Annotated in this window: 4 protein-coding genes; all 4 read left to right on the top strand. The window is 44.1% G+C overall.

Annotated elements, in window-relative coordinates; all coding sequences use genetic code 11:
* Nucleotides 1-331: 331 nt before the first annotated feature.
* The 4 genes from K6T91_11420 to K6T91_11405 all read left to right on the top strand — a co-directional run bounded on the left by K6T91_11420 (nt 332) and on the right by K6T91_11405 (nt 4,771).
* Nucleotides 332-721, top strand: coding sequence for a peptidoglycan-binding protein (locus K6T91_11420; protein ID MCL6473394.1), 390 nt, complete (start codon nt 332-334; stop codon nt 719-721).
* Between the two features lie 66 nt (nt 722-787).
* Nucleotides 788-2,467 (top strand): ABC transporter permease, encoded by a 1,680-nt coding sequence (locus K6T91_11415; GenBank protein ID MCL6473393.1) that lies wholly within the window; start codon nt 788-790, stop codon nt 2,465-2,467.
* A 1-nt stretch (nt 2,468) separates the two neighbouring features.
* On the top strand, nt 2,469-4,064 hold the full coding sequence (locus tag K6T91_11410) for an ABC transporter permease (GenBank protein ID MCL6473392.1): 1,596 nt from the start codon (nt 2,469-2,471) through the stop codon (nt 4,062-4,064).
* 14 nt (nt 4,065-4,078) lie between these two features.
* On the top strand, nt 4,079-4,771 hold the full coding sequence (locus K6T91_11405) for an ABC transporter ATP-binding protein (protein MCL6473391.1): 693 nt from the start codon (nt 4,079-4,081) through the stop codon (nt 4,769-4,771).
* The last annotated feature ends 64 nt before the right edge of the window (nt 4,772-4,835 follow it).

Genomic DNA, 4,835 nt, shown 5'->3' with positions numbered 1-4,835 from the left:
TTTTTTTTTTCTCGTGTGTTGGTGTGTTAGTTGTGTGTTACTTAAAATAATAAAAACAATTTTGTTTTTTTATTTTTTTCAGGAACGTCCCCGATAGTACGCGTGTATAGCAAACACTAACAACAGTGTATCAATAATTGATGCTATAGTTGACATACCTCTTTTTTTTGCTAGCCTTATAAGCAGTAGCTAACAAGCCGGAGATACTATATCTAAAGCATCGTGTTACCATATAATGGTAGTCATAATTGCGTTGGGGAAGATTAGGCCGCCTCCATTTTTTGCTTACTGCTCTGGGCAATATGCAGTGTCAGATGATTGCTAATTCGCTATGCCGGCAAGAGGGGAGGTGAGATACGGTACATCGCTTGGGACGCATGATTCCGCTTATGCCCTTTCCTGGATACAAGGCAAAGCCAAGGGAAATTACAGCGATGATAGCGGATACAGGTATTGGGTAGTGCTGCGCGACCAACAAATCTATCATCATGACACAAGTACCAATCGGCCAGGACCTTATTGGATGGTTTCAGACCCATATTACTATACTAGAAGCATCCAGTACACTTTGAACCTAATGGGTTACCCGCTAACAGTTGATAATGTTTTTGGTCCAGCCACATCCAATGCAGTATCGCAATTCCAGAGCAATAACGGCCTTACTGCAGATGGTGTTGTTGGTACAAACACTTACTATCGCCTAAGCTGGGATTCACACTAAAAAGGCCGGGACACTGCCCTTAATTAAGGGCAGTGTCCCTCACCAAACTGAATTGTCGGAGGACACATGTTTGCCATAAAATACGCTCTATCTAAAATATATTATCATCCTCTAGCCAGTATTGCCACAATAGCTTTAGCGGCGTTGACCAGCGCCACCATTTTGCTGGCCACAAGCGCTACAGACTCACTTCACATAGCTGAGAAAAAAACGCTGGCACCGCTGGAAGATTTAGGCGCAGATATCGTTATGGTGCGGCAGATGCAGATGAATAATGAAGAGCCGGGCTATTTTGTGGGTGACCTGCCAGATGGTACCCACAAGAACGGCCAGTCGGTTTACTTTAAGCATCATAGCGAAGATAAGGAATTTATCACCAATATTTTTGCTTCCCTGGGGGTTCCGATTGGTATTGCTGGCAAGTTTAATGCTGCTGATTTATCGCGCATTGATAAGCTCAGTCAGGTAAAGGATAAACGTTCGTTGCTTTTAGCTTCTTACAACTACATGTCGGAGAAGCAAAAGAAAATTATTATCCCTGAAGAAGACATTCGTCCCAAAAAGTTTCAATTAGACCCAAAAGAAGAAGTGGAGCTAGAGCAGAAGGCGCAAGCAGACCCTATATATAGGCGGCTTGCGGATGAGAGTCAACAGCTGATGAAAAAACCAGAAGAGGAATGGACCGAAGAAGATAAAAAAAGGGCCGACGAATTAACTGAGAAAATGGGACAACGTGTGATGGAGGTATATCACCAGCTTCGCCCAGATATCTTTGATGCGCCGCCAAAGAGGACCAAAAAAGAAATCAAGCCGCCACCGCCTGAAGTAGTAATGAGAGGGTATACAATCGCTGGTATGGAGCCAGGTGTTGGTTATCTTAAAGCTTCTGATATTATCAAAGGCCGCTATTTTACTAAGCAGGATACTGATGCTAAAGTTGCGATTTTACGCTCTGATTTTGCACTCAAGAATAACCTCAAAGTAGGAGGCACTCTAAAGATGCTTGATACCGATTATCGGGTAATCGGTATAGGATGGCCTAGCCTAGCTGCTAACGCGCCAGAGGTGTATGTGCCTCTTGCCGCTCTACAGGACCAGTTAAATGCTAAGGGAACTGTTAATATAGTCTTTATTAAGGCGCGCTCAGGGGCTGATACCCAGTACTTAAGGAGAGAGCTGGCAAGAATTTTTCCCGATGCTGAGTTAAGCGATAATAGTGAACTTGCAAGAGTCGTAAAACCAGCTATTAGGGGTAGTGCTGCAGTGCTGGCTAAATTTAGCCAGGTTCTTTCAGCTGCCTTGGCTTTTTCAGTTATCGGCATTATCGTTCTTTTGGGTATCAGCTCTATTAGTAAGAGGGCTAAAGAAATAGCAACTTTAAGGGCTATGGGTTGGCCGAGTCGTAAGGTGGGCTGGTATTTTGTTCTTGACATCGCGCTTAAAGTGGCCTTTGGTATGGTAATTGGAATTGTAGCAGGCACCATCATATCAAACTATCTCAATGGGGATGCTGGTTCCATCCCGACTTACAAGATGTATGGCTCCTCAAACTTTTTTGAATATTTAGCTGGCCGTTCTTCAACCGAAAAGTTAGCTGCAGTTAAGACTACTCTTAAGCTAACTCCCTCCTTACTTGCATACGTAAGTGCGGTTGGGACGGCAGCTTTAATCGCAGCCATATCGGGTTTAGCAATTGCCGGGTGGCTACAGAGATTAAGGCCGGCCGTTATATTAAGGAGGCCGTAAAATGTTTCATATCTGCTATGCACTAAAAGAAGTCTTGCGCCGCCCAGCTAGAAGTGCGTTTGTTGCAAGCATTGTGGCAATAGCATTGGCTGCTTTGCTGGTAATCGGCTCTATAATTAACGCTATGCTTGAGGCACGCGCTAGGGCTTTATCGCCTCTAGCCAAGGCAAAGATCGACCTGGTTATTACATCTCCTGGCTCGACAAATTACGTAAATACAAATGGCGATGTGTTTATTAATTTAGAAGGCAGGAACTTAAATCCAGGCCAGCCTTTCATAGAAGACACAATCGAACTAAACGCACTTAAGGCTATGGATATGAGCTCTATCGGAAGGCTTGCAGGCAATTCAGATGTGGCCGAGCTAGCACCGGTACTGCTTCTCACCGTAAGTCGTGTTGAAGGCAAGGCACCTGATAAAATTGTTATCCCAGAAAAAAGCGTTGATCCGTTAACGAAACAAGAAAGGGCAGATATCGATAGTAAAGTTTCAAGCAATCAGCAATATATCGAGCTAGAAAAAGAATTGTTTCGGCTGCGCGATCTGATTCTTCAAGACAAAGCAACGTCGGAGGAGAAAAAGCGCTATCAGAGCATTGGCCAGCAGCTAACCGATATCGAATTTTCCTACTACCCAGAGCGGTTTAAAAAATTTGAAGCGGAAGAAGTTAGGCCGGCGCCCATCAAAGCTAAGCAATCGAAATTTGCAGTTGCCGGGGTCGATATAGATAATTCAACGTTTGGCCTACTTAGGCCATCTGATGTTATCGAGGGGCGGTATTTTTTGTCTAACGACACATTGGCCGTTATCCTAAGAGAGGATTTTGCTAAATCTAAAGGCCTTAAAGTTGGCAGCTATTTTAGCTTTAAGGGAATAGACTTTAACGTTATCGGTCTTGCCAAACCAGCTGCTGGGCTAAGCTCAGCGCAGGTTTATATGCCCCTTTCGCAATTACAGCAAGTTGCAAAAATAAAGGCGGTTAACATGCTGGCATTAAGAGTAGAGGGTGCAAAGCAAGTCGACAAAGTTAAGAAACTTACACTTAAGCTGCTGCCTGGCTCTAATGTTCTGGAGACTAGTCAGGCCTCCGCTCAGCTTACAGGAAGTATGGGACGGGCAGAAGAGTTAGCCAAAAAATACACCAGCCTTATCATTTTAATTATCGCCTTAGCAGCAACTGTTATGATAGGGATAACGGTAATAGCTGCGCTATCAGGGCGTAGGCGCGAGCTTGGTGCCTTAAGGGCAGTTGGTTGGTCTAGATTTAGGCTGGCAGCCCAAATCGCACTCGAGCTAATAATACAAGCTACAGCAGGAGTAGTTGCTGCTATCGGTTTATCCAGCGCAGTATCATTTATCTTGCGCAATTTAAAAATTAAAGCGGATTTTGCTGTATCTTCTTTTGATAACAGTGTAACAGGCCTGGGTTTAAGCAGCAGCAAGTCAACTATATACCTGGTGCCCTACCTAGATGGTTTGGATGTTTTTATGGAAGCTATAGTTGTTATGGTGTTATCTTTCTTTCTTGGCTATGTAGCAACTTTATTGTACCTGAGGCAATATTCAATAAACATGCTTGCCCATGAAGGAGAATAGAGAGGTGAATGCTAATGATTGAAGCAATTAGTTTAAATAAGACGTTTTTGATGGGCTCAAGGGAGGTTGAAGCGGTTAAAGAAGCCAACTTTAAGGTTAAGGCAGGCGAGTTTTTTGTTATCGAGGGAATAAGTGGAAGCGGCAAAACCACTCTTCTTTACCTGCTTGGAGGTTTGGATCGGCCAACATCTGGAAGTGTACGTATTAATGGGGTTGATATAGCGCGCATGGGCGAAAACAAGTTAGCAGCACTCAGGCTTAATAAGATCGGCTTTGTCTTTCAATCATTTAATCTCATTCAAACCTTAAACGCCAGAGAGAATATAGAAGCGGCAATGGTTCCGGCACAAGTGAAAGCGCCTGAAAGGCGTGAGCGTGCTATGCAGCTATTGCGCATGGTTGGGATGGAAGACCGCTGGCATCATCTACCGGGGAAACTTTCTGGAGGCGAGCAGCAAAGGGTAGCTATAGCGCGCGCTTTGGCTAACAATCCAGGCATAATTTTAGCTGTTGAGCCGACAGGCGACCTTGATACCAAAACAGGCGTTAGCATAATTGAGATGCTTAAAGAATTAACCATGGAGCAGGGACAAACCGTAATTATTGTAACTCATGCACCTTATGTTGCTGATTACGCTACAAAGCGGGCAACTATGGCAGACGGAGTTTTGAGTTTACAGGAATCAACCGAAACAGTTATGGTTTAAGATAATAGGGTAAGGTTCATCGGGGACGTTCCTGAAAAACTGAAAAACTCAGGAGTTTTTCAGT

The organism is Bacillota bacterium (assembly GCA_023511485.1).
Taxonomy (GTDB): domain Bacteria; phylum Actinomycetota; class Aquicultoria; order Aquicultorales; family Aquicultoraceae; genus CADDYS01.
Note: the sequence above shows the minus strand (reverse complement) of the source record. Positions and strands in the feature narration are given on the sequence as shown.

Excerpts from the sequence above, each read along its gene's own strand:
- K6T91_11405 (MCL6473391.1), top strand. The coding sequence starts at position 4,079 with ATGATTGAAGCAATTAGTTTAAATAAGACGTTTTTGATGGGCTCAAGG.
- K6T91_11410 (MCL6473392.1), top strand. The coding sequence starts at position 2,469 with ATGTTTCATATCTGCTATGCACTAAAAGAAGTCTTGCGCCGCCCAGCT.
- K6T91_11420 (MCL6473394.1), top strand. The coding sequence starts at position 332 with ATGCCGGCAAGAGGGGAGGTGAGATACGGTACATCGCTTGGGACGCAT.
- K6T91_11415 (MCL6473393.1), top strand. The coding sequence starts at position 788 with ATGTTTGCCATAAAATACGCTCTATCTAAAATATATTATCATCCTCTA.